The 24,050-nt window shown below is 61.0% G+C and carries 31 protein-coding genes; 28 read left to right on the forward strand and 3 right to left on the reverse strand.

Annotated elements, in window-relative coordinates; genetic code table 11:
* Positions 1–13: 13 nt before the first annotated feature.
* From K3819_RS05975 to recX, 24 genes are all read left to right on the forward strand, one after another.
* Entirely contained in the window at positions 14–361 is a 348-nt protein-coding gene (locus K3819_RS05975; RefSeq protein ID WP_007908779.1) for a phage tail tube protein, read from the forward strand.
* Positions 358–654, forward strand: a complete 297-nt coding sequence (locus K3819_RS05980; protein WP_003222226.1) for a phage tail assembly protein — start codon at positions 358–360, stop codon at positions 652–654. The genes K3819_RS05975 and K3819_RS05980 overlap by 4 nt, the downstream gene beginning before the upstream one ends.
* Before the next feature lie 130 nt (positions 655–784).
* Positions 785–2,680 carry a phage tail protein gene (locus K3819_RS05985; RefSeq protein WP_221398830.1) on the forward strand — a complete coding sequence of 632 codons (1,896 nt, stop codon included), beginning with the start codon at positions 785–787 and terminating at the stop codon, positions 2,678–2,680.
* Positions 2,667–3,902: a DNA circularization protein gene (locus tag K3819_RS05990; protein ID WP_039771262.1), complete on the forward strand. Its 1,236-nt coding sequence runs from the start codon at positions 2,667–2,669 to the stop codon at positions 3,900–3,902. Before K3819_RS05985 ends, K3819_RS05990 begins: the two co-directional genes overlap by 14 nt.
* 3 nt (positions 3,903–3,905) lie before the next feature.
* On the forward strand, positions 3,906–4,949 hold the full coding sequence (locus tag K3819_RS05995; RefSeq protein WP_085612318.1) for a phage baseplate assembly protein: 1,044 nt from the start codon (positions 3,906–3,908) through the stop codon (positions 4,947–4,949).
* Between the two features lie 158 nt (positions 4,950–5,107).
* Positions 5,108–5,617, forward strand: coding sequence for a phage baseplate assembly protein V (locus tag K3819_RS06000; protein WP_221398831.1), 510 nt, complete (start codon positions 5,108–5,110; stop codon positions 5,615–5,617).
* On the forward strand, positions 5,617–6,015 hold the full coding sequence (locus tag K3819_RS06005; protein ID WP_007954906.1) for a phage GP46 family protein: 399 nt from the start codon (positions 5,617–5,619) through the stop codon (positions 6,013–6,015). The genes K3819_RS06000 and K3819_RS06005 overlap by 1 nt, the downstream gene beginning before the upstream one ends.
* Positions 6,005–7,048, forward strand: coding sequence for a baseplate J/gp47 family protein (locus tag K3819_RS06010; protein ID WP_221398832.1), 1,044 nt, complete (start codon positions 6,005–6,007; stop codon positions 7,046–7,048). The genes K3819_RS06005 and K3819_RS06010 overlap by 11 nt, the downstream gene beginning before the upstream one ends.
* A complete protein-coding gene (locus K3819_RS06015; protein ID WP_221398833.1) occupies positions 7,036–7,635 on the forward strand; it encodes a YmfQ family protein in 600 nt (199 codons plus the stop codon). Before K3819_RS06010 ends, K3819_RS06015 begins: the two co-directional genes overlap by 13 nt.
* Positions 7,636–7,649: 14 nt before the next feature.
* Positions 7,650–8,801: a phage tail protein gene (locus K3819_RS06020; RefSeq protein WP_221398834.1), complete on the forward strand. Its 1,152-nt coding sequence runs from the start codon at positions 7,650–7,652 to the stop codon at positions 8,799–8,801.
* Positions 8,798–9,313, forward strand: a complete 516-nt coding sequence (locus K3819_RS06025) for a phage tail protein (protein ID WP_103386535.1) — start codon at positions 8,798–8,800, stop codon at positions 9,311–9,313. The genes K3819_RS06020 and K3819_RS06025 overlap by 4 nt, the downstream gene beginning before the upstream one ends.
* A 127-nt stretch (positions 9,314–9,440) precedes the next feature.
* A complete protein-coding gene (locus K3819_RS06030) occupies positions 9,441–10,535 on the forward strand; it encodes a phage tail protein (protein WP_221398835.1) in 1,095 nt (364 codons plus the stop codon).
* Positions 10,536–10,542: 7 nt separating this feature from the next.
* A complete protein-coding gene (locus tag K3819_RS06035) occupies positions 10,543–11,109 on the forward strand; it encodes a tail fiber assembly protein (RefSeq protein WP_085612324.1) in 567 nt (188 codons plus the stop codon).
* 22 nt (positions 11,110–11,131) lie between these two features.
* The gene (locus K3819_RS06040) at positions 11,132–12,058 is read left to right on the forward strand and encodes a hypothetical protein (RefSeq protein WP_085612325.1); all 927 of its coding nucleotides are present in this window, start codon (positions 11,132–11,134) and stop codon (positions 12,056–12,058) included.
* Positions 12,058–12,525, forward strand: a complete 468-nt coding sequence (locus tag K3819_RS06045; RefSeq protein ID WP_221398836.1) for a phage tail assembly chaperone — start codon at positions 12,058–12,060, stop codon at positions 12,523–12,525. Before K3819_RS06040 ends, K3819_RS06045 begins: the two co-directional genes overlap by 1 nt.
* Before the next feature lie 40 nt (positions 12,526–12,565).
* On the forward strand, positions 12,566–13,462 hold the full coding sequence (locus tag K3819_RS06050; RefSeq protein WP_085612327.1) for a phage tail protein: 897 nt from the start codon (positions 12,566–12,568) through the stop codon (positions 13,460–13,462).
* Positions 13,463–13,909 (forward strand): phage tail assembly chaperone, encoded by a 447-nt coding sequence (locus K3819_RS06055; RefSeq protein WP_085612328.1) that lies wholly within the window; start codon positions 13,463–13,465, stop codon positions 13,907–13,909.
* 18 nt (positions 13,910–13,927) lie between these two features.
* Positions 13,928–15,088 carry a hypothetical protein gene (locus tag K3819_RS06060; protein WP_085612329.1) on the forward strand — a complete coding sequence of 387 codons (1,161 nt, stop codon included), beginning with the start codon at positions 13,928–13,930 and terminating at the stop codon, positions 15,086–15,088.
* Positions 15,088–15,342, forward strand: a complete 255-nt coding sequence (locus tag K3819_RS06065) for a hypothetical protein (protein WP_221398837.1) — start codon at positions 15,088–15,090, stop codon at positions 15,340–15,342. Before K3819_RS06060 ends, K3819_RS06065 begins: the two co-directional genes overlap by 1 nt.
* Positions 15,343–15,375: 33 nt before the next feature.
* On the forward strand, positions 15,376–15,939 hold the full coding sequence (locus K3819_RS06070; protein WP_221398838.1) for a glycoside hydrolase family 19 protein: 564 nt from the start codon (positions 15,376–15,378) through the stop codon (positions 15,937–15,939).
* On the forward strand, positions 15,921–16,451 hold the full coding sequence (locus K3819_RS06075) for a lysis system i-spanin subunit Rz (protein WP_221398839.1): 531 nt from the start codon (positions 15,921–15,923) through the stop codon (positions 16,449–16,451). Before K3819_RS06070 ends, K3819_RS06075 begins: the two co-directional genes overlap by 19 nt.
* Positions 16,452–16,519: 68 nt before the next feature.
* Positions 16,520–17,020 (forward strand): CinA family protein, encoded by a 501-nt coding sequence (locus K3819_RS06080; protein ID WP_221398840.1) that lies wholly within the window; start codon positions 16,520–16,522, stop codon positions 17,018–17,020.
* Positions 17,021–17,103: 83 nt separating this feature from the next.
* Positions 17,104–18,162 (forward strand): recombinase RecA, encoded by a 1,059-nt coding sequence (gene recA, locus K3819_RS06085; protein WP_003222269.1) that lies wholly within the window; start codon positions 17,104–17,106, stop codon positions 18,160–18,162.
* A gap of 8 nt (positions 18,163–18,170) precedes the next feature.
* The gene (gene recX / locus K3819_RS06090) at positions 18,171–18,641 is read left to right on the forward strand and encodes a recombination regulator RecX (RefSeq protein WP_039771298.1); all 471 of its coding nucleotides are present in this window, start codon (positions 18,171–18,173) and stop codon (positions 18,639–18,641) included.
* Positions 18,642–18,721: 80 nt separating this feature from the next.
* On the opposite strand, the gene K3819_RS06095 is transcribed toward recX, so the two are convergent.
* Positions 18,722–19,840, reverse strand: coding sequence for a TIGR00730 family Rossman fold protein (locus tag K3819_RS06095; protein WP_221398841.1), 1,119 nt, complete (start codon positions 19,838–19,840; stop codon positions 18,722–18,724).
* A 352-nt stretch (positions 19,841–20,192) separates the two neighbouring features.
* On the opposite strand from K3819_RS06095, the gene K3819_RS06100 reads away from it, so the two are divergent.
* A complete protein-coding gene (locus tag K3819_RS06100; RefSeq protein ID WP_011332745.1) occupies positions 20,193–20,387 on the forward strand; it encodes a hypothetical protein in 195 nt (64 codons plus the stop codon).
* Here K3819_RS06100 and K3819_RS06105 read toward each other — a convergent pair whose 3' ends face one another.
* Positions 20,388–20,813: a PA3611 family quorum-sensing-regulated virulence factor gene (locus tag K3819_RS06105; RefSeq protein ID WP_011332746.1), complete on the reverse strand. Its 426-nt coding sequence runs from the start codon at positions 20,811–20,813 to the stop codon at positions 20,388–20,390. It abuts the gene before it with no gap.
* A 189-nt stretch (positions 20,814–21,002) separates the two neighbouring features.
* Between K3819_RS06105 and K3819_RS06110 the strand changes: the two genes are divergently transcribed.
* From K3819_RS06110 to K3819_RS06120, 3 genes are all read left to right on the forward strand, one after another.
* Positions 21,003–21,746, forward strand: a complete 744-nt coding sequence (locus K3819_RS06110) for a tRNA-uridine aminocarboxypropyltransferase (protein WP_085612335.1) — start codon at positions 21,003–21,005, stop codon at positions 21,744–21,746.
* A gap of 224 nt (positions 21,747–21,970) precedes the next feature.
* Positions 21,971–22,621 (forward strand): response regulator transcription factor ErdR, encoded by a 651-nt coding sequence (gene erdR, locus K3819_RS06115; RefSeq protein ID WP_007954938.1) that lies wholly within the window; start codon positions 21,971–21,973, stop codon positions 22,619–22,621.
* Positions 22,622–22,696: 75 nt separating this feature from the next.
* Positions 22,697–23,059, forward strand: coding sequence for a diacylglycerol kinase (locus tag K3819_RS06120; protein WP_003222276.1), 363 nt, complete (start codon positions 22,697–22,699; stop codon positions 23,057–23,059).
* Here K3819_RS06120 and K3819_RS06125 read toward each other — a convergent pair.
* Positions 23,056–23,982 carry a LysR family transcriptional regulator gene (locus K3819_RS06125; RefSeq protein WP_011332748.1) on the reverse strand — a complete coding sequence of 309 codons (927 nt, stop codon included), beginning with the start codon at positions 23,980–23,982 and terminating at the stop codon, positions 23,056–23,058. The two genes, K3819_RS06120 and K3819_RS06125, sit on opposite strands and share 4 nt — an antisense overlap.
* Positions 23,983–24,050 lie beyond the last annotated feature (68 nt).

Genomic DNA, 24,050 nt, shown 5'->3' on the forward strand with positions numbered 1-24,050 from the left:
AGGGAGTAACACCATGGGTCAACTGATTGCAGGCACCTGCTACGTCAAGGTCGACGGTGCACAACTGACTATCAATGGCGGCTGCGAAGCCCCGCTGATGGCCGTCAAACGCGAAACCGTCGTGCCGGGTTTCTACAAGGAAACCGACATCGCGCCATCGTTCAAGGTGACCGCGCTGCACACCGCCGACTTCCCGCTGAAGAAGCTGATCGAAGGCACCGACATCACCGTCACCTGCGAATTCAGCAACGGCAAAGTCTACGTACTGGCCGGTGCCTACCTGGTCGAAGAGCCAGTCTCCAAAGGCGATGACGCCACCATCGAACTGAAATTCGAAGGCATCAAGGGGACCTGGCAATGAGCGGCGCCGTGAAGCTTCAGGTTGCGATCGAAGCTCACGGCGAGCCCCTGACCGAACTCGTCCTGCGCCGTCCGACGGTGCAGGAAGTGCGAGCGATCAAGGCGCTGCCGTACAAGATCGACAAGAGCGAAGAGGTCAGCCTCGACATGGACGTGGCGGCCAAATACATCGCCGTGTGCGCCGGCATTCCGCCGTCGTCGGTCAACCAGCTGGACCTGGCTGACCTCAACGCGCTGAGCTGGGCTGTTGCGAGTTTTTTCATGAGTGCGGCGTCGGAGCCATCACCGACCTGATTTCGGTCGCCTATGACCTGGCCTGGTTCTGGAAGGTTGACCCCGAACAGATGATGGCCAGGCCACTGGATGTGCTTCGCGAATCGCTGGAGCACGCGCAACGGATCAATGCGATGCAGCAGGTGCAGTGATGGCAGAAGAAACCAAAGCTAAAGCGTCGGTGCTGCTTACCGGCATCGACGAACTGTCACCCAAACTCGGCGCCCTGCGAGTGAAGGTCGATGACTTCAAGAAAAACCTCGAACAGACCGGCCTCGGCAAACTGGACATCAGCGGTCTGTTCAAGGGCGGCAGCGTGATTACGCCGTTCGTGGACGGCATCAAATCCGCCGCAGCCTTTCAGGGCAAGCTTGCCGAGGTCAGCGAGACGGCGAAAACCGTCGACCTGCCGGATACGCCAAAAGCCGCCGCGCAGAACATGAACGTGTTCAGCGCGTCGATGGAAAAGGTCTCCGCTGCGGTGGATGCCGCACTCGTACCTGCCGTGGGTGCGCTGGTGGTCGGGCTGGAGCCGATGCTGACCCAGGTCGGCAGCCTGCTGGCCGACAACCCGAAACTGGTCGAAGGCCTGGCAGCGGGGGCGATTGCGTTTTCCGCCATGCAAACCGCCGTGACCGGCATGACCCAGGTGATGGACGTCATGAGCATGGTGCTCAAGACCAATCCGATCATGCTGATCGCCATGGGCGTTGCGTTGGCGGCCGGTTTGATCGTGGCCAACTGGACACCGATTTCCGCGTTCTTCACCGGATTGTGGGAGGGCGTGAAAAACGCCGGAGCCAGTGCAATGGCGACGTTGCGCTCGGTGCTCGACTGGCGGCCGCTGGATGCACTGGCGGCGTTGTGGGAACCGGTCACCGGTTTCTTCTCGGGAATCTGGGACAAGGTCAAGGCTGTGACCGCGCCAGTGATCGACTTCTTCAAGTCGGTTTTCTCGTGGTCGCCCGCAGGCCTGATCCTGGAAAACTGGGGGCCGTTGACCGGTCTGTTTTCGGCGATCTGGGAACTGCTCAAGGCCTTGAGTGTGCCGGTGATGGCGTTCCTCAGAAACCTGTTTGACTTCTCGCCAATGCAGATGATCGACAGTGCATGGGGCGGTGTGGTCCGGTTCTTCGAACCGATGTTCAGCAGCCTGCGAAAAGCCGCGCAACCGGCCAAAGAATTCCTGGTGTCGTTGTTCGACTTCTCGCCGATGCAGATGATCACCAGCGCTTGGGGCGGTGTTGTTGCGTACTTTCAGCCGGTGTGGACGACGCTGCAATCGGCCGTGCAAATCACCCGGGATACGCTGCGGGCACTGTTCGATTTTTTCCCGATGGAAATGATCACCAGCGCCTGGGGTGGTGTCGTCGGATTCTTCGATCCGATCTGGACGGCACTGCAAACGTCAGTGCAACAGGTCAAAGGTTTTTTCACCGGTCTGTTCGAGTGGTCGCCGCTGGAGCAGATTGCGCAGTACTGGCAGCCCATCGGTGAGGTTTTCTCGGCGCTGTGGGGTGTTGTGCTGGCGCTGTCCGCGCCGGTCGTGGATTTTTTGCACGGCCTGTTCGAATGGAAACCCCTGGATCAGATCATCGAGAGCTGGGGGCCGATTGTCGGGTGGTTCGGCGAGCTGTGGCAAAAGCTGCAAACCGTCATTGCACCGATCAAGGAACTGTTCGACGGTGGCTTCGCCGGGCTGATCGCCAAGGTCACCGGCAAGGTCGAAACCCTGACCGAAGCGCAACGCCAGACCAATGCCGAAGGCAAGGGCGAACTGGCGCCAGCGTTCTTCGGTGCCAGTGCGAAATCCGAGGGTGGCAGTGCGTTGCAGGGCGGTTCGTTGCCGCAATCCTCAGGCGCCCTGATCCAGCAAAGCGCCGCCAACAACCGCACGCAACTCGAAGGCGGCCTGACAGTACGCTTCGAAAACGCGCCGGCGGGGCTACGCACCGATCAACCGCAAACCAATCAACCGGGGCTGGCGCTCAGTTCGCGCATCGGCTATCGCTCGCTCTCCATGGGAGGTTCCAATGAACTGGCGTGACCGTTTGTTGCCGGCATCCTTTCGCGGTGTCGGTTTCTGGATCGACCAGGCGAAAACCCCGGTCGGTCGCAAGGGGCAGCTGCACGAATATCCGCAACGCGACCTGCCGTTTTTCGAGGACCTCGGCCAGCAGGCCAAGACCCACGACCTGACGGCGTTCATCATCGGTGCCGATTGCCTGGAGCAGCGCGACAAGCTGCTCCAGGCCCTGGAGCAGGGCAGTGGCGAACTGGTGCATCCGTGGCTGGGACGCTTGCAGGTCAAGGTCGGCGAGTGCGACATGACCCACACCCGCCAGGACGGCGGGATGGTGACGTTCAGCCTGAAGTTCTACCCCGACCGGCCGCTGCCGTTTCCGACGGCGACGGTCAGCACGCAAAAAGTCCTGCTGATCAAGGCCGAAGGTTTACTCGGCTCGGCGGTGGCGCGTTTCGAACAGGCGATGACCCTGATCAAGGCCGCGCGGATCGGCATCGCCAATCTGCGCAACAGCCTCACCGGCGTGTACGACGTGATCAAGGAGCAGCTCAAACCGCTGATCGCGCAGTACAAGCAGATCACCGAGCTGGTCAGAGCCGTGAAGGAACTGCCCAAGGAAGTGGCGGCGGAGTTCAAGGGGTTGCTCGGCGATATCAAGGAGCTGAAGGCATTCGCGAAGGAGGGCTACCGTGGCGTGATTGCCGACGTGTCCCAACAGATCGAAGCCATCCGCAAAGCCGATGCGCCGAAAATCACCACCGGCAAGGACACCAACGCCGCGGCGCAAGCGATGGCCAACCTGGTGCAGGACACCCTGATCGTCAAAGTGGCGCAGTGGGTGGCCTCGATGCCGGTGGCGTCGACGCCGGTGAAACTTACCTCGACACCCTCGCTGGACCAGCAATCGAAGCAGCCGGTCACGCGCCAGGAAGTGCCGGTCACCGACGATCTGCAAACGCTGCAAAAAGAGTTGAACGAAGCGCTGCAAAAGGCTCAGGACAAGGCCGACCCCGCGCACTACCAGGCCATCGCCGATGTGAAGGAAGCGCTGATCGCGCACCTCAAGGCCGTGGCTTCGTCCGGTGTGCGACTGGTCAGCAAAACCTTTCAGGAAACCTTTCCGGCAGTGGTCGTGGCCTACAAACAGTTTGGCGACGCCACCCGTGTGACCGAGGTCATTCAGCGCAACGGTCTGTCTCATCCGAGCTTCCCACCCAACGAAGTCAAAGTTTCCAGGGAGTGAGCCATGAGCGAGATGGACAACCGCGTCACGCTGACCGTCGACAACATGGAATACGGCGGCTGGAAAAGCGTGCAGATCACCGCGGACCTGGAGCGCCAGTTCCGTACCTTCAAACTCGACATCACCTGGCAATGGCCGGGGCAGACCGTGGATCAGCGGATCAAGGCCGGCGACCCGTGCGAAGTGCGGATCGGCCAGGATCTGGTGCTCACCGGTTATGTGTTCAAGGCCCCGATCAGCTATGACGGGCGGCAGATCAGCCTGAGCATCGAAGGCAGTTCCAAGACCCAGGATCTGGTCGATTGTGCGGCGCGAAATATCCCCGGCCAATGGCAGGAACAGCCGCTGTTGAACATCGTCCAGGCCCTGGCCGGGGAATACTCGCAGTTTGTGGTCAACGAGATTCCCGAGACCGCACGCCTGAGCAAACACACCATCGTTCCGGGTGAAACGGTGTTTCAGTCGATCGACCGTTTGCTCTCGCTGTACCGGGTGTTTTCCACCGATGACGCCGAAGGTCGGCTGGTGCTGGCCAAACCGGGCAGCGGCGGCCGCGCGAGCGATGCGCTGGAGCTGGGCAAGAACATTCTCTCGGCCAATGCGCCGATGGATCACAGCCAGGTGTTCTCCGAATACCGGGTGATCGGCCAGCAGAAGGGCAACGACAAGAAGAGCGGGGCGGCGGTCAGCGAGGTTGAATCCAGCGCCACCGACCTGAGCTTCAAGCGTCGGCGCACCACGATCATCAACGAAGGCTCGCAACTGACGTTCGAACTGGCCCAGCAGCGGGCCCAGTGGGAAAGCGCCACGCGCATGGGCCGGGCGCTGACCACCACGTATCAGGTGCAGGGTTGGCGCCAGTCCAACGGCGATCTGTGGCGCCACAACACGCTGGTGAAGGTCAAGGATCCGGTACTCGGTTTTGATGGCGACATGCTGATCTCCAAGGTGACGTATTCGCTGTCGGCACAAGGCTCGGTGACCACGCTGCAAGTGGCGCCGCCGCATACCTTCGATCCTGACCCGACGCCCCCCAAAAAAACCTGAGCCTGACGCCGAACCTGACTGGCATCACCTGGCCCTGTGGGAGCGGGCTTGCCCGCGATAGCGGTGGTTACCGCAAACACCACTTTGCCTGACACACCGCCATCGCGGGCAAGCCCGCTCCCACAGGTTTTGTGTTGGCAAAGTCCTGAGGACAATTCATGAGCCTACTGACACGCCTGCTGGCGCGCGGCACTGTCGTGCTCGCCAATTCGGCATCCAAGCTGCAATCGCTGCAAATGCGCCTCACCGCCGGTGAAGTGAACGACGACATGGAGCACTTCGAACCCTACGGCTTCACCAGCCATCCGCTGGCCGGTGCCGAAGGCGTCGTCACGTTTCTCGGCGGCGACCGTTCCCACGCCATCGCCCTGGTGGTCGCCGACCGCCGTTACCGCCTGCAATCGCTGGCGGCCGGCGAGGTGGCGATCTACACCGACGAGGGCGACAAAATTCACTTCAAGCGGGGGCGGATCATCGACATCGAAACCGCCACGCTCAACATCCGCGCGAGCACCGCGGTGAACTTCGACACGCCGGTGATCAACCAGACCGGCAAGATCGTCTCCACCGGCGATCAGTTGGCCGGCGGCATCAGCCAGATCAAACACGTGCACGTTGGCGTGCAGGCGGGCAGTGGCCAGACCGGCGCGCCGGCGGGAGGTCAGTGATGCTGTTCAGTCAGAACCTCCACGCCGCGCTGACCCGTGCGGTGCTGATCAGCCTGTTCACATGGCGCCGTGCCGCCGACGACGATGCCCTCGATGACGAGGAGCGTTTCGGCTGGTGGGGCGACACCTTTCCCACCGTGGCCGACGATCGCATCGGCTCGCGGCTGTGGCTGTTGCGCCGGGTCAAGCTGACCCGCCAGACCCAGATGGACGCCGAGTTCTATGCCCGCGAAGCCTTGCAATGGCTGATCGATGACGGCCATTGCAGCGCCATCGACATCATCAGCGAACGCCTCGACGCCCAGCGCCTGAACCTGCGCACGGTCCTGACCCTGGCCGACGGCGAACGCCTGGACATCAACCCCGATAACAGTTGGCAGGTGATCTATGCCGTTTGAAACCCCTTCGCTGCCGGTGCTGATCAAGCGCACCCAAAGCGACCTGGCCGGCGATTCGCTGCGCCAGTCCGATGCGCAAGTCCTGGCCCGCACACTCGGCGGCGCCGCTTATGGCCTGTACGGCTACCTCGACTGGATTGCCGAGCAGATCCTGCCCGACACCGCCGATGAATCGACCCTGGAACGCATCGCCGCGCTGCGCCTGAACCAGCCGCGCAAACCGGCGCAGGTCGCCACCGGCAACGTCAGCTTCAACGCGACGGCGGGCGCGGTGCTGGACGCCGATACGTTGCTGCAGTCGAGTGACGGTCGCACCTTCAAAGTCACCGCCAGCCGCACCACCGTCAATGGCGTCAACAGCACCAGCATCGCCGCGCTGGAGGCCGGCAGCCTGGGCAATGCCGAGGCCGGGCTGGCGTTGACGCCGGTGCAGCCGATCACCGGCGTGGTCGGCAACAGTTTTGTGGTGCTGGCGCCGGGACTGAACGGTGGTGTGGCGCGGGAAAGCCTGGAGTCGTTGCGCTCGCGGGTGATTCGTTCTTATCGCGTGATCCCTCACGGCGGTTCTGCCAGCGACTACGAGACCTGGGCGCTGGAAGTGCCGGGCGTGACTCGTGCCTGGTGCCGAGGCGGCTTCCTCGGGCCGGGCACCGTCGGCGTGTACATCATGCGCGACGATGATCCGCAACCGGTGCCGAATGCCGAGCAACTGGCCGAAGTGCAGGCCTACATTGAGCCGCTGCGCCCGGTGACCGCCGAAGTGCATGTACGTCCGCCGGTGCAGAAACCGGTGACCTATCAACTGAAGCTGACCCCCGACACCACCGCCGTGCGTGCCGCCGTCGAAACCCAGTTGCGCGACCTGCATAACCGTGAAGCCGACCTGGGCGAAGATCTGTTGATCAGCCACATCCGCGAAGCGATCAGCAGCGCGGCGGGTGAAACCGATCACGTGCTGTCGGCGCCGCTGGCGAACGTGGCCGCGGGTGACAGCGAACTGCTCACCTTCGGGGGTTGCGTATGGCTGCCATAAGAACCGCCGCGCAATACCAGGCGCAACTGCGCGCCTTGCTGCCGAGCGGTCCGGCGTGGGATCCGGAGCGCGTGCCGGAACTCGAGGAAGTGCTGCAAGGCGTCGCCGTCGAACTGGCGCGCCTCGACGCCCGCGCCGCCGACCTGCTCAACGAGATGGACCCGGCCGGCGTCAGCGAACTGGTGCCGGACTGGGAACAGGTGATGAACCTGCCCGACCCGTGCCTCGGCGCCACGCCGCTGTTCGACGACCGTCGCCTCGCCGTGCGCCGCCGCTTGCTGGCGGTCGGCAGCCAGGCCGTCGGCTACTACCTGGAAATCGCCAAAAGCCAGGGTTACCCCAACGCCACCATCACCGAACTCGAAGCCCCGCGCATGGGCCGTTCGCGTTTCGGCTCAGCGCATTGGGGCACTTGGGAAGCGCAGTTCATGTGGACGCTCAACACTGGCGGCCGCTTGCTGCTCGGTCGGCGTTATGGCGCGAGTTACTGGGGCGAACGCTTCGGCGTGAATCCGGGCTCGGCGCTGGAGTGCCTGATTCATCGGGCGGCACCGGCGCACACCAAGGTGCACATCAACTATGACTAGGAAGGAGTGACGGGATGGATTATCCGAAGAGTGTGCCCAGCGCCGGTCTGGTGAACGGGAAATTTATCGATGAAAACCCGTTGACCGGGACGCCGGGGTCGCTGATCCCCGCTGACTGGGGCAACGGCGTTACGCAAGAAATCATCAATGTGATCAAGGCTGGGGATCTGACCCCGGACGAGAAGAAATACGATCAGTTGTTGCAGGCGATTCAGAGCGTTTCGGCCAAGGGCTGGAATCAGGATCTGGCGTTGCCTTTGGCAGCGTTGCCGTTGCCAACAGTTGCCACGACGGATGCACGGATGCCGATTACGCCAGCGGCCGCATCGACCAGTGGCGGGCGAGTGTCGGTGCCGGCGGGTGTTTACGTCAGCATCGGTCAGGAAGTGGTGGCGGGGCAGTTGGGACGCTCGCGAACGTTCACCACTCAGGCCTGGAGCAGCGCCGATCTGTTACCGAGCTCGAGTTACTTTCTGCGAGCGCAGGTGGTGGGTGGTGCGCTGACGTTTTACATGCAGCGCGGGACGATTTATGACGCCAGCCCTGATGGCTTGAAGGGGACGGTCAATGGTGCGGCGGGGGGTGGGTTCCAGTCGACACCGCTGGATATCTGTCTCGCGTGGGTAGTCACGGCGGGTCCAGGATCTGTGCCGATTGTCCGGCAGATCTACAACCGTAACCGGTTGTCCTGGACTCAAGTGGTCAATGGCAATGGCGTGGTCTATCTGCCGCTTGACCCTCATGCGCGAACAGCGCGTCTGGTGGTCGGGAATCCGACCCCACACCCGACGGCTATCACTGATGTGTCGTTTGCACCGGGCGGCTGGCTGGGAGGGAATTACTGTTTCCTCAATCCGACTATCAGTACGTCCAATAATTGGGACGGTTGGGGAACGGCAGGCGCATCGGTGGGAATCTTCACCAGTAACGTCGTCAACGACACCACGCTTTCAACGTTGACGGCCGGTTTCGATCACTCGGAACTGCGTTCGCTGTGGCAGGTGTACCAAGCCGAGCACACCTGGAACGCAGGGAATGCCGCCAGTGACGAATTGCTATTCGGGATGGGGATCAAAAGTTTTTCTCAAACCGATTATTCGAACGGCATAGCAGTCAATTTCACGGCGGCCGTGAATGTGCATTTGTCTTGGGAGTTGATCCGATGAACATCATTCAGGAACTGCATCAATTCGAAGACGGCTTGCGTCCGGTACCACCTTCTGCCGCCCATGACTGGGACGGTGAGCAATGGCTTGCCAGCGCTGACAAAGCCGCGTTACTGGAGCAGCAGGAAACCGAACGCCTGTGCGCCGGGGTCGATGCCGTCGCCGACAGTGCGCGCACGACTTTGGCCGGCGATCCGCTCAAAGCCCTGGAATACGCCCAGGCCGCCATCGACGCTCAGGCCTTCCAGGACGCCGGCTACCCGAAAAAGGAAGTACCGCTGTCCGTCGCTGCCTGGGTCGCCAAGGGCCGTTCGGCAAAGCAGTCGGCCGAGCAGATTCTGGACAAGGCCGCCCAGCTCAGTGACAGCCTTCTGACCCTGCGCACCTTGCGCCTGAAGGCCAAGACCCAGATTCGTGCTTGCGCAGGCAAAGGTCAGATGGATCAGGCCCGAGCTGCCGCCGATGAGGCGCTGCAGGCCATTCGTGAACTGACCGCCAACCCGGCCTCGTAACCGCAATCGCACCACCCAAGCCCACTTCATTGTGGGCTTTTTATTTTCAGGAACAGAGACGTCTGCGTCGCGGCGAAAGCTTGCGCGCGGCCACGTTTCATTTGTCATTACAGAGGAACGAGCACCCATGGATTACCCAAAAAGTGTCCCCAGCGTCGGCCTGGTCGATGGCCGCTTCGTCGATGAAAACCCGGTGGCGGGAACGCCGGGTTCTTTGATTCCGGCGGTGTGGGGCAACAGCGTTACGCAAGAAATTCTCAACGTGATTACCGGCGCCGGGCTGGCAGCCGCCGAGGCCGATACCGGTCAGTTGCTCAGAGCCATTCAATCGATTGTCGGCAATGCCAGTCCGATGCGTTCGGTGATAACACGGCTGACTGCATCCAAGGCGTTGACTGACCCGGAGCTGGGGCTGGTGCTGATTGATGGCGGATCCAGTGCCGTGACGGTGACCTTGCCGTCGGCAAACGCGGCGCTGGGTGTACGCGATGTGATTGTTCGGCGCATGGATAACAGCGGCAACCGATTGATCGTTCAGGCGTCAGGTTCCGACCGCATTCGTTTTCACACGCACCTGTCACCCAGCGGTTATCCGTTTCTGGTGTTGATGGGCGGCGGGGACTGGTGGCAGTTGCGCAGCGATGCCGCCGGTAGCTGGTGGCCGGTCGGCCGGTTTGACAACACTCCACTTGGCCGGCCGTTTTTCGAGACAACCACCTTGCTCAGTCCCGGTGGTTACGGTGCGCTCAATGGCACGGTCATGAAACGTGCCGAGTGGCCCTGGTTGTGGGACCACGCCCAGCTTTCCGGAATGTTGGGCACCGAGGCCGCGCGTGCGGGCAACGAAGGTAAATGGACGTCGGGTGACGGTGCCGCAACCTTCCGAGGCCCTGAAGGGCGCGGCGAGTTTCTGCGAGTGCTGGACGAGGGGCGGGGCGTGGATGCGGCACGTGCGATGGGTTCTTTTCAGGTGGGCTCGACGCATTCGTATGCCATGGGCGCCAATGGTGCCGGAGCGGTCGGCGCGTGGTGGTCGGACAGCCTGACGAGTTTCGGTGCCGATACTCGTGAAGAACCGCAATACGTGTCCGGGCTGTACAACGGTGGCCCGGTCTTCCCTGCCGGTACGAGTTATCAGCGGGATGCCGCCAACGCCCTGCTGCTGGCGTTCAAGTCCCGCCCTCGCAACATCGCCTATCCCGGCCGTATCAAGCTCATCTGAGGTGCTTATGTTCAATTATCTGTTTGACGGCTCGGGTGCCTTGTCCGGGCCTGTCGAGTTTTTTGTGACCCCGGGCATCGGTATTCAACTGCCCAGCAATGCGGTGGAGTTGTCCTTCGAGTTGCCCGCGCCAGAAGCCGGTCGTACCTGGGCCCTGATCAACGGTGTACCGCGAGAGGTGATTGACCGGCGCGGTCCGGTTTTTCGCAAGGACGGCGGCGGGCAGCAGATCTGGAGTGAGTTGGGGGAGTTGCCCGATACCCTCACAACGCAGCCCTGGCCGGGGGAATTTCATGTGTGGCGCGGCGACGCCTGGCAAGTGGATGAGCAGGCCCGTTTGCTCAGCATCCGCCAGCAGATGCTGGAACAGCGCGACACGCTGCTGCGCGACGCCGTCCTGCGCATCGCCCCCCTGCAATACGCCGAAGACATCGGCGACGCCAGCCATGAAGAGCAACTGCAATTGCTCGAATGGAAGCTCTACAGCGTCGAGCTGAACCGTATCGAAAAACAGGCCGGCTTCCCCGGCGAAGTCATCTGGCCGGCAGTGCCCGGCGCAACCGTAACCAACTGACTGCAGCACAGGGAACCGTGCAATGGATTATCCAAACAGCATCCCCGGCGTCGGCCTGGTCAACGGCGGTTTTGTCGATGAAAACCCGGTTGCCGGCACACCGGGTTCATTGATCCCCGCCGCCTGGGGCAACAGTGTCACGCAAGAAATTCTCAACGCCATCAAGGCGGCCGGACTGACGCCGGACGAGAACAAAACCAACCAGCTGGCAACGGCCATTGGCGCTCTGGTCGACTTCACCAAACTGAAAAACACCCCGACCACGCTGGCGGGCTACGGCATCACCGATGCAGTGGGACGTTTGTTGGCGGTCAGACAGATCGAGACAGTAGGGATCACGGTTTACCGCCCCAACCCCAATGCGAAAAGGATTCGCGTCCGGCTGGTCGGCGCGGGTGGTTCCGGGGGGGGATGTGCACCTGTCGAGGTGAGCACTCTGCGAATTGGCGGAGGCGGTGGCGCCGGTGCCTATGCGGAAGGTCTGTACGACGTGACAACGGACATGCTCGCCGGCGTGCCTGTCACGCTGGGCGCTGGTGGCGCGTCCCGCACTGTGGCTGGCTTGGCGGGGGGCGGTGCCTCGTTCGGCTCTTTGATGAGTGCAGCCGGCGGCGCTGGCGGACAGATTCTGGCTGTCGCCGTGGGACCCACGGCGAACGGCTTCGTCCAGGGCGGCTCCGGTGGTCAGGTGGTCACAGGCGGCAATCTGACCAACGCCCGCGGCATGAGCGGCGGTTTCGCGATGTTCAACAACAATTGGGGCGTGCTTTCCGGTACCGGAGGGGCCAGCCCGTTTGATGGCGGTGCGTCGTCCACCGGTATCAACGGCAATGGCTATGCGGGGGTTCGTGGTTCCGGAGGTGGAGGTACCTGCTCCAACAACACGTCTGTGTCGTTTATGAGCGGTGCCGGTGGCAACGCTTTCTGTGAAATCTGGGAGTACGCGTAATGGTCATGTATGCACGCATTGAAAACGGTGTCGCGGTCGAAGTGATCGACACCGGTGACTACGCAATCGAGCAACTCTTCGCGCCTGCTTTCGTCGCGGCGATGGTGCAAGTGCCCGAGGGTGTGAGCGTCGAAATCGGCGCGCCGATGCCCGAGGCGGCTCGCGCTATCGAGCCTTTGCGGGAACCGCAAAGTCCTGTCATCGCTCAACCCCCAATGGTCGAGGACAAGGAGCCTCTGGCGGCAGAGCGAGTCTGGCGCCAGTCCGCGCTCGCAGCCACCGAATGGCAAGTCACCCGCCACCGCGACGAGCAGGAACTGGGACGCGGAACAACGCTCAAGGCCCAGCAATATCTGGAGCTGCTTGAGTACCGCCAGGCGTTGCGCGACTGGCCAGGTGCCGGCGCATTTCCGTCATCCGTTTCACGGCCCTCAGTGCCGCAGTGGTTGGTCGGCCAGATTGGCTGAGGCCCTCACGCAACCATGTATTCAGATAAGGAGATAAATCTTGGACTACCCCAATAGTGTTCCCAGCGCAGGTCTGGTGAACGGCAAGTTTGTCGATGAAGACCCGGTCACCGGCAAGCCGGGATCCTTGATCCCGGCCAGCTGGGGCAACGGCATCACTCAGGAGCTGCTGACCGTCATTCAGACCGCTGGCCTCACGCCGTCCGAGACTCGAACCGATCAAGTGCTGACGGCATTGCGCAGCAATAAACTGTTTGCGACCGCGCCGCAGTTCGACAACAGTCAGTCGGTGGCCACCACCGGATTCGTGAGTCGCAGCGGTATGCAGTTTTCCGGTTTCGTGTCGTATGCGGTCAGCACCGCTCTGACGGCAGCCAACGTGGGGGGGATCGTCAGTTTCGCCAGTGCGACGCCCATTACCGCAACCTTGCCGACCATTGCCGGAATCGCTCATGCCAGCACTTTGCATATCGCCAATGCCGGCAATGGTGTCCTGACGATCAATCCGTTTGGTTCTGAAGTCATTGAAACGAGTAACGGCACGTTCGGGGCACTCAGTCTCGGCATCGGTGATTCGGCACAACTGGTCAAACTGAGCGGGCAATGGCGCCTGTATGGAGGCTCGATCAGTGACCGATACGCGGCAGCTCATTCCGGCGTCTATGGCAATGTCGGCTACCAGCGCTTTCCCAGCGGCAACATCGATCAATGGGGAGTAGGCACGACCGATGCCAACGGTGATGTCTACGTCACCTTTCCCATCGCATTCCCGACCACATTTTCATCGATCGTCGCCATGCATTCGGGGGGCGATGCAGCCATGGTCATTCAGTACGCGGGATCGGGAAGCAAAACCGGATGCCGTTTGAGAGTCCGCAGCTACAACGGAACCGTCTCGCCAAACTGGGGCATCAATTATTTTGCAAAGGGCTACTGAATGAACCCGTTCAATGTGTTGTTCAGCGCAAGTACCCGGGGCGCTTATGTACCCGGTATCAACGTCTCGGATATTCCCGAGGATGTGATCGAAATTCCTCAGGCGTACTGGATCTCCCTGTTGCAGCAATTGGCCGTCTCGCCAAAGGTGATTGGCGTCAATAACGGTAACGGGTTTCCGATTCTGGTGGATCCGCCGCCGCCGAGTCCCGAAGAAGCAGCCGATATCGAACGCCAGTGGCGTACGGCGCAACTGGCCGCGACCGATGGCCTGGTGGCCCGTGATCGCGATGAGCTGGAGGACGGCGGTGGCACCACGCTGACCACCGAGCAATACGCCGAACTGCAAACCTTTCGGCGAGCGCTGCGCGACTGGCCCCAGGCCTCGTTTTTTCCGTTCAGCGAGCATCGTCCTGTAGCGCCGCGCTGGTTGGCCTCGGCGCTCTAGCAGATAAAGGAAACGGAAATGGATTACCCGAAAAGCGTTCCCGGCATCGGGCTGGTGAACGGCAAGTTCGTCAATGAAGACGTCGTAGGTGGATTGCCGGGATCGTTGATTCCCGCGACCTGGGGCAACGGTGTCACCGATGAGTTGTTGAATGTCGTCAAGTCTGCGGGCCTTGAGCCGAGCGAAAACGATGCGACGCAGTTGCTCCTGGCAATCAAAAAGATAAGCCAGGCCGGTGAAGATAAACACGCCGCGGATATCGGCGCTGCCAATCTCTACATGGCCAACTACGTGCCGGCCATCACGACGTTGAAGGACGGGCTGGCGCTGCGCTTCACGGCAGGCAATGCCAATACCGGAGCGAGTACCTTTGCGCCGAATGGCTTGCTGCCCAAGCCGCTTTTGAGTCTGGCGCAGAGTGCATTGCGCCCAGCGGAGATTGTCGCAGGCAGTGTTTGCTCTGTGGTTTACAGCGCTTTGCTGGACAGTTGGCTGCTGGTTTACGCCAGTGGCGGCAACGCCAACAGCGGTCGATTGCTGGGGATCAAGACGTTCACCTCGTCGGGAATTTATGTACCGACGACGGGGATGAAAAATGTGCTGGTCAAGGTGCTGGGTGGCGGCGGTGGCAGTGGTGGAATAGCCGCGACCAACGGCAGCCAGGTTTCACTTGCCGGTGGCGGTGCTTCCGGAAGTTATGCCGAAGCATGGATTTCTTCAGCCGTCATAGGTGCGAACCAAGTCATTACCGTGGGTGCAAAAGGTGCAGCCGGAGCTGTTGCAGCAAGTGCCGGCCCAGGTGGGACCAGCTCCTTCGGCTCCTTGGTGTCTGCACCGGGCGGCGGCGGATCTCCCTCTCTCGGAGTCATCAATGTCACTGATTTTGGCTTGTTCGTCGGTGGCTTTCCGAGCACGAGCGCTACCGGCGGCAATATTGTTAACAGTTCGGGTGCGGCCGGCAGTCCGGGGATCAACGTCACTGGCTCAATTCTGGCCGGGCATGGCGGGAACTCTCCGTTGGGTGGCGGTGGCTCTGGTAGCAGCGTGGCCCTGAGTCTTGCAGCACCAGGAACCGGCTACGGGGCAGGCGCCGGCGGCATTGCCAACGCCCTCAACCAACCGGGCAGACCCGGCGGTTCTGGCGCCCCCGGCGTCGTGATCATTTACGAGTACGCCTGATGAAAACCTACGCACGCGTTGTTGAAAACACGGTGGTCGAGCTGTTCTCGAGCGATGGAAACATGGTCGAGATGTTTCATCCGGAGCTGCTCTGGGTTGACATCACCGATATCACGCCCGCGCCGCAAATCGACTGGTCGGCCAACTTCGGCACCCTTGGCTGGGTGTTTTCGTCGCCGGAAGAAAGTGCCCCGGAGGGAACCCTGAAAACCCTGGCAAAGAAATGGCTGACTGGTCTCGGCCGCCAACCGTGATTCAATCGGCGCATCCAGGGAGGACCGAGCATTATGCAAATCACTGAAGACAACCTACTCAACATCATGCCCAACGCCCGCCGCCAAGCGGGCGTTTTTGTTTCACCGCTCAACGATGCCATGGCGCGCCATCGCATCGACACGCCCAAACGCATTGCCGCGTTTCTCGCCCAGATCGGACACGAATCGGGGCAATTGCAGTACGTGCGTGAACTGGGCAACAACCAATACCTGAGCAAATACGACACCGGTACGCTGGCCTTGCGTCTGGGCAACACGCCCGAGGCCGATGGCGACGGGCAGAAGTATCGCGGGCGCGGGCTGATCCAGATTACCGGCCGCGCCAACTATCGCCAGTGCAGCCTCGGGCTGTTCGGTGACGAGCGCTTGCTGGCGCTGCCGGAACTGCTGGAGCAACCGCAATGGGCGGCCGAGTCCGCCGCGTGGTTCTGGGCGCAGAACGGCCTGAACGAGCTGGCGGATCAGGATCAGTTCAACAGCATCACCCGGCGGATCAACGGCGGGTTGAACGGCTTGCAGGATCGACTGGAGCTTTGGGGGCGGGCGAGGGCGGTGTTATGCCAGCCTTCGGTTTGAGCGTCTGGCGGCTGCTCGGCCTGGTGCTGCTGGCCGCAGTATCGGCAGCGCTGGCCTGGCAGTTTCAGGACTGGCGCTACGGTCGCCAACTGGCCGAGCAGGCGCGGTTGCAGGCCGAGACCCTCAATCAACTGACTTCGGCTGCCGCCACCGCGCAGCAGGCCGAGCAGGACAAGCGTCTGGCCCTGGAGCAACGGCTCACGGCCAGTGAACAAACCCATTATCGAGCACTGAATGATGCCCAACGTGATCAGGATCGCCTGCGCGATCGTCTTGCCACTGCTGATCTGCGCCTGTCAGTCCTCATCGACGCAGGCGACGCTGCCCAAGGCTGCGGTGTGCCAGCCACCTCCAGCACCGGCGGCGTGGATCATGCAGCCGTACGCGCCCGACTTGACCCGGCGCATGCTCGACGAATTGTCGCCATCACCGGCGAAGGCGACCGCGGACTGATTGCCTTGCAGGCCTGTCAGGCCTATATCAGAGCGCTGGCGCCTGCACATTTTGAATAAGCTTGTGTATTGAAAGCGCAACCGGCTCGTGTACGGTGGTACCCATTCCATCCGATCCGGAGCGCGCCGTGAAAGAAATCACTCAACTGGCGGCCGAACTTGGCCGACGTCTGCAATTGCTTAACGCTCACGTCACGACGGCCGAGTCCTGTACCGGTGGCGGGATTGCCGAAGCCATCACTCGCATTCCAGGGAGTTCGGCGTGGTTCGAGGCGGGTTACGTGACCTACTCCAACCGCCAGAAAACCCAGCAACTGAATGTACCGACGGAGCTGTTCGGCACCGTGGGTGCAGTCAGTCGCGAAGTGGTCGAGGCCATGGTGCGCGGCGCCCAGGAAAAAAGCCTGGCGCGGTTTGCCGTGGCGGTCAGCGGCGTGGCCGGGCCGGACGGTGGTTCGCCGAACAAACCGGTGGGCACCGTATGGCTGGCCTGGGGCGTGGGCGACCAGATTTCCAGTGAGGTTCAGCACTTCGCCGGCAACCGCGACGAAGTCCGCCGACAAACGGTGAAGGCCGCGCTAGAGGGCTTGCTGCGACTAGCGGCACGAGAAATCGAAAATCAGGGGTAGGCGATCCGTGAACGCTGTGGAATAATACTGGCTACTTATACAGGTGTTGGCCGTCAGGCCTTATTGATTACGTGAGGACTTTAATGGACGACAACAAGAAGAAAGCCTTGGCTGCGGCCCTGGGTCAGATCGAACGTCAATTCGGCAAGGGTGCCGTAATGCGTATGGGCGATCAGGACCGTCAGGCGATCCCGGCCATTTCCACCGGCTCTCTGGGTCTGGACATCGCACTCGGCATCGGCGGCCTGCCAAAAGGCCGTATCGTTGAAATCTACGGTCCTGAATCTTCCGGTAAAACCACACTGACGCTGTCCGTGATCGCCCAGGCTCAAAAAGCCGGTGCGACCTGCGCCTTCGTCGACGCTGAACACGCCCTCGACCCTGAGTACGCCGGCAAGCTGGGCGTCAACGTCGACGACCTGCTGGTTTCCCAGCCGGACACCGGCGAACAGGCCCTGGAAATCACCGACATGCTGGTGCGCTCCAACGCCGTTGACGTGATCATCGTCGACTCCGTTGCCGCTCTGGTACCGAAGGCTGAAATCGAAGGCGAAATGGGTGACATGCACGTGGGCCTGCAAGCCCGTCTGATGTCCCAGGCGCTGCGTAAGATCACCGGTAACATCAAGAACGCCAACTGCCTGGTGATATTCATCAACCAGATCCGCATGAAGATCGGCGTGATGTTCGGCAGCCCGGAAACCACCACCGGTGGTAACGCGCTGAAGTTCTATGCTTCGGTCCGTCTCGACATCCGCCGTACCGGCGCGGTGAAGGAAGGCGACGAAGTGGTCGGTAGCGAAACCCGCGTCAAGGTTGTGAAGAACAAGGTGGCTTCGCCGTTCCGTCAGGCCGAGTTCCAGATTCTCTACGGCAAGGGTATCTACCTGAACGGCGAGATGATCGACCTGGGCGTGCTGCACGGTTTCGTCGAGAAGTCCGGCGCCTGGTATGCCTACGAAGGCACCAAGATCGGTCAGGGCAAGGCCAACTCGGCCAAGTTCCTGGCGGACAACCCGGAAGTCGCGGCCAAGCTTGAGAAGCAACTGCGTGACAAACTGCTGTCGCCAGCTGTGATTGCTGATTCCAAGGCTTCTGCGGTCAAAGAGACCGAAGACGACCTGGCTGACGCCGACATCTGATTGCACCGATGACAACCGCCGTACTCGATACCCTCGTCGCGGTGCGGCGAACCGCCATGGACCTGCTCGCACGTCGCGAGCATGGTCGAGTCGAGCTGACGCGCAAACTGCGTCAGCGTGGCGCTCCCCCCGAGATGATCGAAACCGCCCTCGACCGTTTGACGGAAGAAGGGCTGCTTTCCGAAGCCCGTTATCTTGAAAGCTTTGTTTCCTATCGCGCCCGCTCCGGTTACGGCCCTCTGCGGATTCGCGAAGAACTGAGCCAACGCGGTTTGCAACGCGCCGATATCGAACTCGCCTTGCGTGAGAGCGGTATCAACTGGCAGGAGCAGCTAACGGACACGTGGCAACGGAAGTTCTCCGGACAGCTTCCCGGCGATGCCAAGGAACGCGCCAGACAAGGTCGATTCCTGGCGTACCGGGGATTCTCGATGGAGATGATCAACCGTTTGTTCAGCGGAAGAGGGATGGACGATTAAATCGCTCCAGCTTCAGCTCAGCTTCATCTAAAAAGTAAAAACGGCCCGCTATTTCGATAGCGGGCCGTTTTTTTTTGCCTTCACGTTACCTTCGACGGTTCGCGGGTGCTTTGCGCGGTCTGGGGTTTTGACTGGGCCCAGTTTTCCGGCAGGTTGATGTAGTCCACCAGTTCCCGCAGACGCCCGTGATTCCGGGCATTGAACGCGAATGCCAGGCGCGTCAGGTGACTGAATTGAGCTTCGTCGTGCTCTTCGCCGGCGTAGGCGTGTTGATGGAACTGATCACTCAGGCACAGATCGGCAAAAGCCTCCTGCATATGGTCGAGGGCCTGATCGCTAAGTTTGTGATTCATGCGAATGACAAACTGGCGCTTGAGCCAGCGGCTGGAATGGAAGTTGCCGTAGAACTGGTTGATCTGCTCCACCGCCTCTTCAACGTTGTAGACCAGGCGCATCAGCTTCATGTCGGTCGGCAGGATGTAGCGGTTTTCCTCCAATTGCTGACGGATGAAGTCCAGTGCGCCTTGCCAGAACGTTCCGCCCGGTGCGTCCAGCAGCACCACCGGCACCAGAGGGCTTTTGCCGGTCTGGATCAGCGTGAGCACTTCCAAAGCTTCGTCCAGGGTGCCGAACCCGCCTGGGCACAAGACCAGCGCATCGGCTTCCTTGACGAAGAACAGCTTGCGGGTGAAGAAGAAATGGAACGGCAGCAGGTTATTGGTACCGTCCACGGTGGGGTTGGCGTGTTGCTCGAAGGGCAGGGTGATGTTGAAGCCCAGGCTGTGATCGCGACCGGCCCCTTCATGGGCGGCGGCCATGATGCCGCCGCCGGCACCGGTGATGACCATCATGTTCGAGCGGGCCAGCGAGGCCCCGAGTTCCCGAGCCATGGCGTAAAGGGGATGTTCGACCGGTGTACGAGCCGAGCCGAACACCGTGACCTTGCGTCGTCCCTTGAACTGTTCGAGCGTGCGAAACGCCTGCTCCAGTTCGCGCAGGGCTTGCAGGGTGATCTTGGCATTCCAGCGGTTGTGATCTTCCTGGGCCATGCGCAGCACGGTCAGGATCATGTCGCGGTAGATGGGGGAATTCGGGCTGTTGGGTGACACCAGGTTGAGTTGTTCTTCGACCTTGCTGATGAGGTCGTGGCCGCTTTCCTGAAAATGACGGCTGAGCAGGTCATTCGGTTGGTAAGGCATGCAACTTCTCCTTCTGCACAGAGCTTCCGGCCCTGACGTGCGACGTCAGTACCGCGCTGCAAGAAAACAAACAGCCGGCAGCTCCTTTCCTGCCGTTAATAAAAGATCGGGAATACGTTGAATCTAGACCCTCAATGCATTTTTCGCTCATTGAGCATCGCGCCGCAAAGTCTTTGCTGGCAACTGCTTATTGCCGCTTTGCGAAGTGTTTTCACCGCTCGTCCGATGCAGCGTCGAGGGCTGAATGCTCTGATTTACTAAGTTAAAGGCGCCGTACGACAACTTTGCGTCAACGAGCGTACGCAAGGTGCACGCTATTCAAGGATTTGCGGGTGGCAAGGAGGCGGGACACATGACCAGAGTCATTCTGGAGATCGATGCGCAGCTGTATCGATTGTTGAAAGCATCGGCCGAGACCAACCATGTGAGTCTCGAAGAGGAGTGCTGCCGACGCCTGGCGGGAGGGGAGCGCCGCTCGCGTTACTTGCAGGCCTTGCTGGCCGAACTGCGCGCCGAGGATGAACAGCGGCGCGCCACGTCGAGATGATTACTTCTTCTTCGCTGGAGCCGCTTTCGGGCAATCCGATTCCTGGTAGCTGGCGGAGCCGATCGCCTTGTTGGTTTTCACTTCGGTGAAGTCGTAACGCATGATCGCGCCCTTGGCCATCAGCTTGCGGTACGACGGGTTGTTGCAGACCGAAGCGCCCAGCTGGAAATACACGGCTTTGGGATCGGCGCGCATTTTGTCGGCGTGGCTCTTTTGCACGCTCAGGTGATTGACCAGCGTGGTGCCTTCGACGGTGTAGCCCTGATCAAGAATGTCTTCGTTGATCGCCCGTGGCGTGCCGACGCTGCTTTGTGCGGCGACATTGCGCAGCTCTCGGTTCAGATTCTGCTCACTCAGGGATGCAGCCTGAGCGCTGAAGGACGAAGCCAGCAGAATGGCAGCGGTGGGAACGATAAGGCGCAGCATGAAACTCTCCTGGTTCAGTGACTGGTGGTTCGACCAGCCACGTGACTGTGCGTTCAGTGGCGGCGAATTATAGGGGAGCCGGTCGGGAGGGTACAGGCTTGTGCCCGTCGCTCTGGTAAACTGCCGCCCTTTATTGCCCTGCCGAGTGTCGTTCGTGTCGAGTTTTCCTGTCTGCCGGTGCCGCCTGCGATGAATCATGTCCCCAACGCCGTGGCCCGCCTGCGCGACCAGCGCGAGGATGAAGGCATCAAGCCGATCCAGGCCCGTGGTTTTCGCTCCCCGCGCTGCCGCGATTGCCGGGTGATCATCAGCCATTGCCTGTGTGCCTGGCGGCCCACGGTCGATGCGCGCTCGGGCGTTTGCCTGATCATGACCGGCAAGGAAGTGTTCAAACCCAGCAATACCGGCTGGCTGATCGCCGACATCGTGCGCGACAACCATGCCTTTATCTGGTCGCGGACCGAGCCCGACGAGCAACTGCTGGCGCTGCTGAACGACCCGCAATGGCAGCCGTATCTGGTGTTTCCCGGCGAGTACGTCGAACCTTCGCGGGTGACCAACACCTTGGATCTCGATAGCAGCAAGCGCCCGCTGTTCATTCTGCTGGACGCGACCTGGACCGAAGCCCGGAAGATTTTCCGCAAGAGCCCGTATTTCGACCGCTTGCCGATCCTCAGCCTGTTGCCCGACAAACTGTCGCGCTATCGCCTGCGCCGTTCGACCCGCAGCGAGCACCTGTGCACCGCCGAAGTGGCGGCATTGTGCCTGGAACTGGCCGGCGATTCGGACGCGGCGTCGGCGCTGGATGCCTATTTCGATGTGTTCAGCCAGCATTACCTGGGGGCCAAGCAGCAACTGGACGTCAATGTGTCGACGCCGGCCCACGCCGAATTGCTGCCCTATATCCGAAACGCGGCGCCAGTACCGGCCTGATCCTGGCCCATACTGCTAAAGCAGTGGCCGTGCGGCTTGACCACCCCGGCTTCGCTGGTCATGCTTGGCGCCGATTGGGGTGCGGCCAAGGTTTGAAACGCCGCTTTTGTTCGTGATTGGCGTTGAACGTGCCCCTGTGGATGCCGCTGCCGGGCGGTATCTGGATTTGCTTTGGCACGACCCGAATGCGCGGGCCTGCCATCAAAAACAGGATCATTTGAAAAATGGCCACATACGACATCCTGATTGCCGATGATCACCCTCTTTTTCGTAGCGCACTGCATCAAGCGGTGACGATGGGCCTTGGCCCGGATGTACGCATGGTAGAAGTGGCGAGCATCGCCGAGCTGGAAACCCGCCTGACCGAAAAGGCTGACTGGGATCTGGTGCTGCTGGACCTGAACATGCCGGGTGCTTTCGGGTTTTCCGGGCTGGTGATGCTGCGCGGCCAATACCCGCAGATTCCGGTGGTGATGGTTTCGGCCCAGGAAGAAGCCTCGGTGATGGTCAAGTCCCGGGAATTCGGCGCCAGTGGCTTCATTCCCAAGTCCAGCGACCTGAGCGTGATTCAGGAAGCGGTGCGCAAAGTGCTGGATGGCGACGTGTTCTGGCCGCCCCAGGCATTCGAGGCGGTCAGCGTTTCGGATGAAGCCAAGGCCGCCAGCGATGGCCTTGCGAGCCTGACACCGCAGCAGTTCCGGGTGTTGACCATGGTCTGCGAAGGCTTGCTGAACAAGCAGATCGCCTACGAGCTGAGTGTGTCGGAAGCGACCATCAAGGCCCACGTCACGGCGATTTTCCGCAAGTTGAACGTGCGGACCCGGACCCAGGCAGCTTTACTGCTGCAACAACTTGAGTCAATTCCGAGCCAGTAAGCACTGGCGTCTTCACGCTTTTTTGACTTTCGTTGATCTAGCTTCCCCACTTCCTTTCGGTCGGTTATCTACTTTATGTCACCTTTCAAGGGCCAGACGGGCCTGAAACGCATCCTCAATGCATCCGGTTATTCGCTGGACGGCCTGCGCGCCGCCTTCACCGGCGAAGCGGCTTTCCGGCAACTCGTGCTGCTCAACGTGGTGCTGATTCCGCTGACGTTTTTCCTTAATGTCAGCCGGGTCGAGCAGGCGCTGCTGATCGCTGTATGCCTGCTGGCGCTGATCGTCGAGCTGTTGAATTCGGCGGTGGAGGCGGCTATCGACCGCATTTCGCTGGAGTTGCACCCGCTGTCCAAGAACGCCAAGGACATGGGCAGTGCCGCACAATTTGTGGCACTGAGCATGATCGCTCTGGTGTGGGCGGTGATTCTGCTTTAAGCAATGCTCGGCAGAACGATCTCGTCGCTGCGCTGGACCCCGGCGGTGAAGGCGCGGCACAGATCGAGGAATTCGCGCATGGCGGAGGTTTGGTACTTCTGTTTGTGCCAGATGAAATAGAACTGCCGCGCCAGATCCAGATCCGGCGTCTCCACCGGCACCAGGCTGCCGCGCCGGAAGGCGTCACGCAGCGCCAGGCGCGAAATGCAGCCAATCCCCAGACCTGATTCCACCGCGCGTTTGATCGCTTCGGTGTGTTCCAGCTCCAGCCGGATGTTCAGCGCGCTGCGGTGATGCCGCATCGCCTGATCGAACGTCAGGCGCGTCCCCGAACCCTGTTCCCGCAAAATCCACGCTTCATGGGTCAGTTCCTCCATGGTCGCGCTGCCGCGTTTGGCCAACGGATGCTGTGGGGCGCAGAACACCACCAATTCATCCTCGACCCAGCTCTGTACTTCGATGTCCGGGTGGCTGCAATCGCCCTCGATTAGACCCAGATCAATTTCGTAATGCGCCACTTGTTGCACGATATTGGCAGTGTTCTGCACATGCAGCTTTACCTGACTTTCCGGGTGGCGCTGCATGAAACCGCCGATCAGCAGCGTCGCCAGGTAATTGCCGATGGTCAGGGTCGCGCCCACCGACAGTGAGCCGAAACCGGATTTGCCGTTGAGCAGGTCTTCGATTTCCTTGGCCTGATCGAGCAGGGCCACCGCTTGCGGCAACAACTGTTTGCCTAGGGCGTTGAGGCTCAGGCGTTTGCCGGCGCGATCGAACAGCTGGCAGCTGGACTGGCGCTCCAGTTCGGTGATGGACGTGCTGGCGGCCGATTGCGACAGGTTGAGCAGACCCGCAGCACGGGACACGCTTTCCTGCTGGGCGACGGCGACGAAGACTTGCAGTTGACGAAGAGTAAATCGCATATCGATATAACCGATAACCCTTATCTTAATAATCCAGTTAACAGATATTGTCGGCGCTATTAGAATGC

This window comes from Pseudomonas sp. 3-2 (genome assembly GCF_019710535.1).
GTDB lineage: Bacteria > Pseudomonadota > Gammaproteobacteria > Pseudomonadales > Pseudomonadaceae > Aquipseudomonas > Aquipseudomonas pharyngis.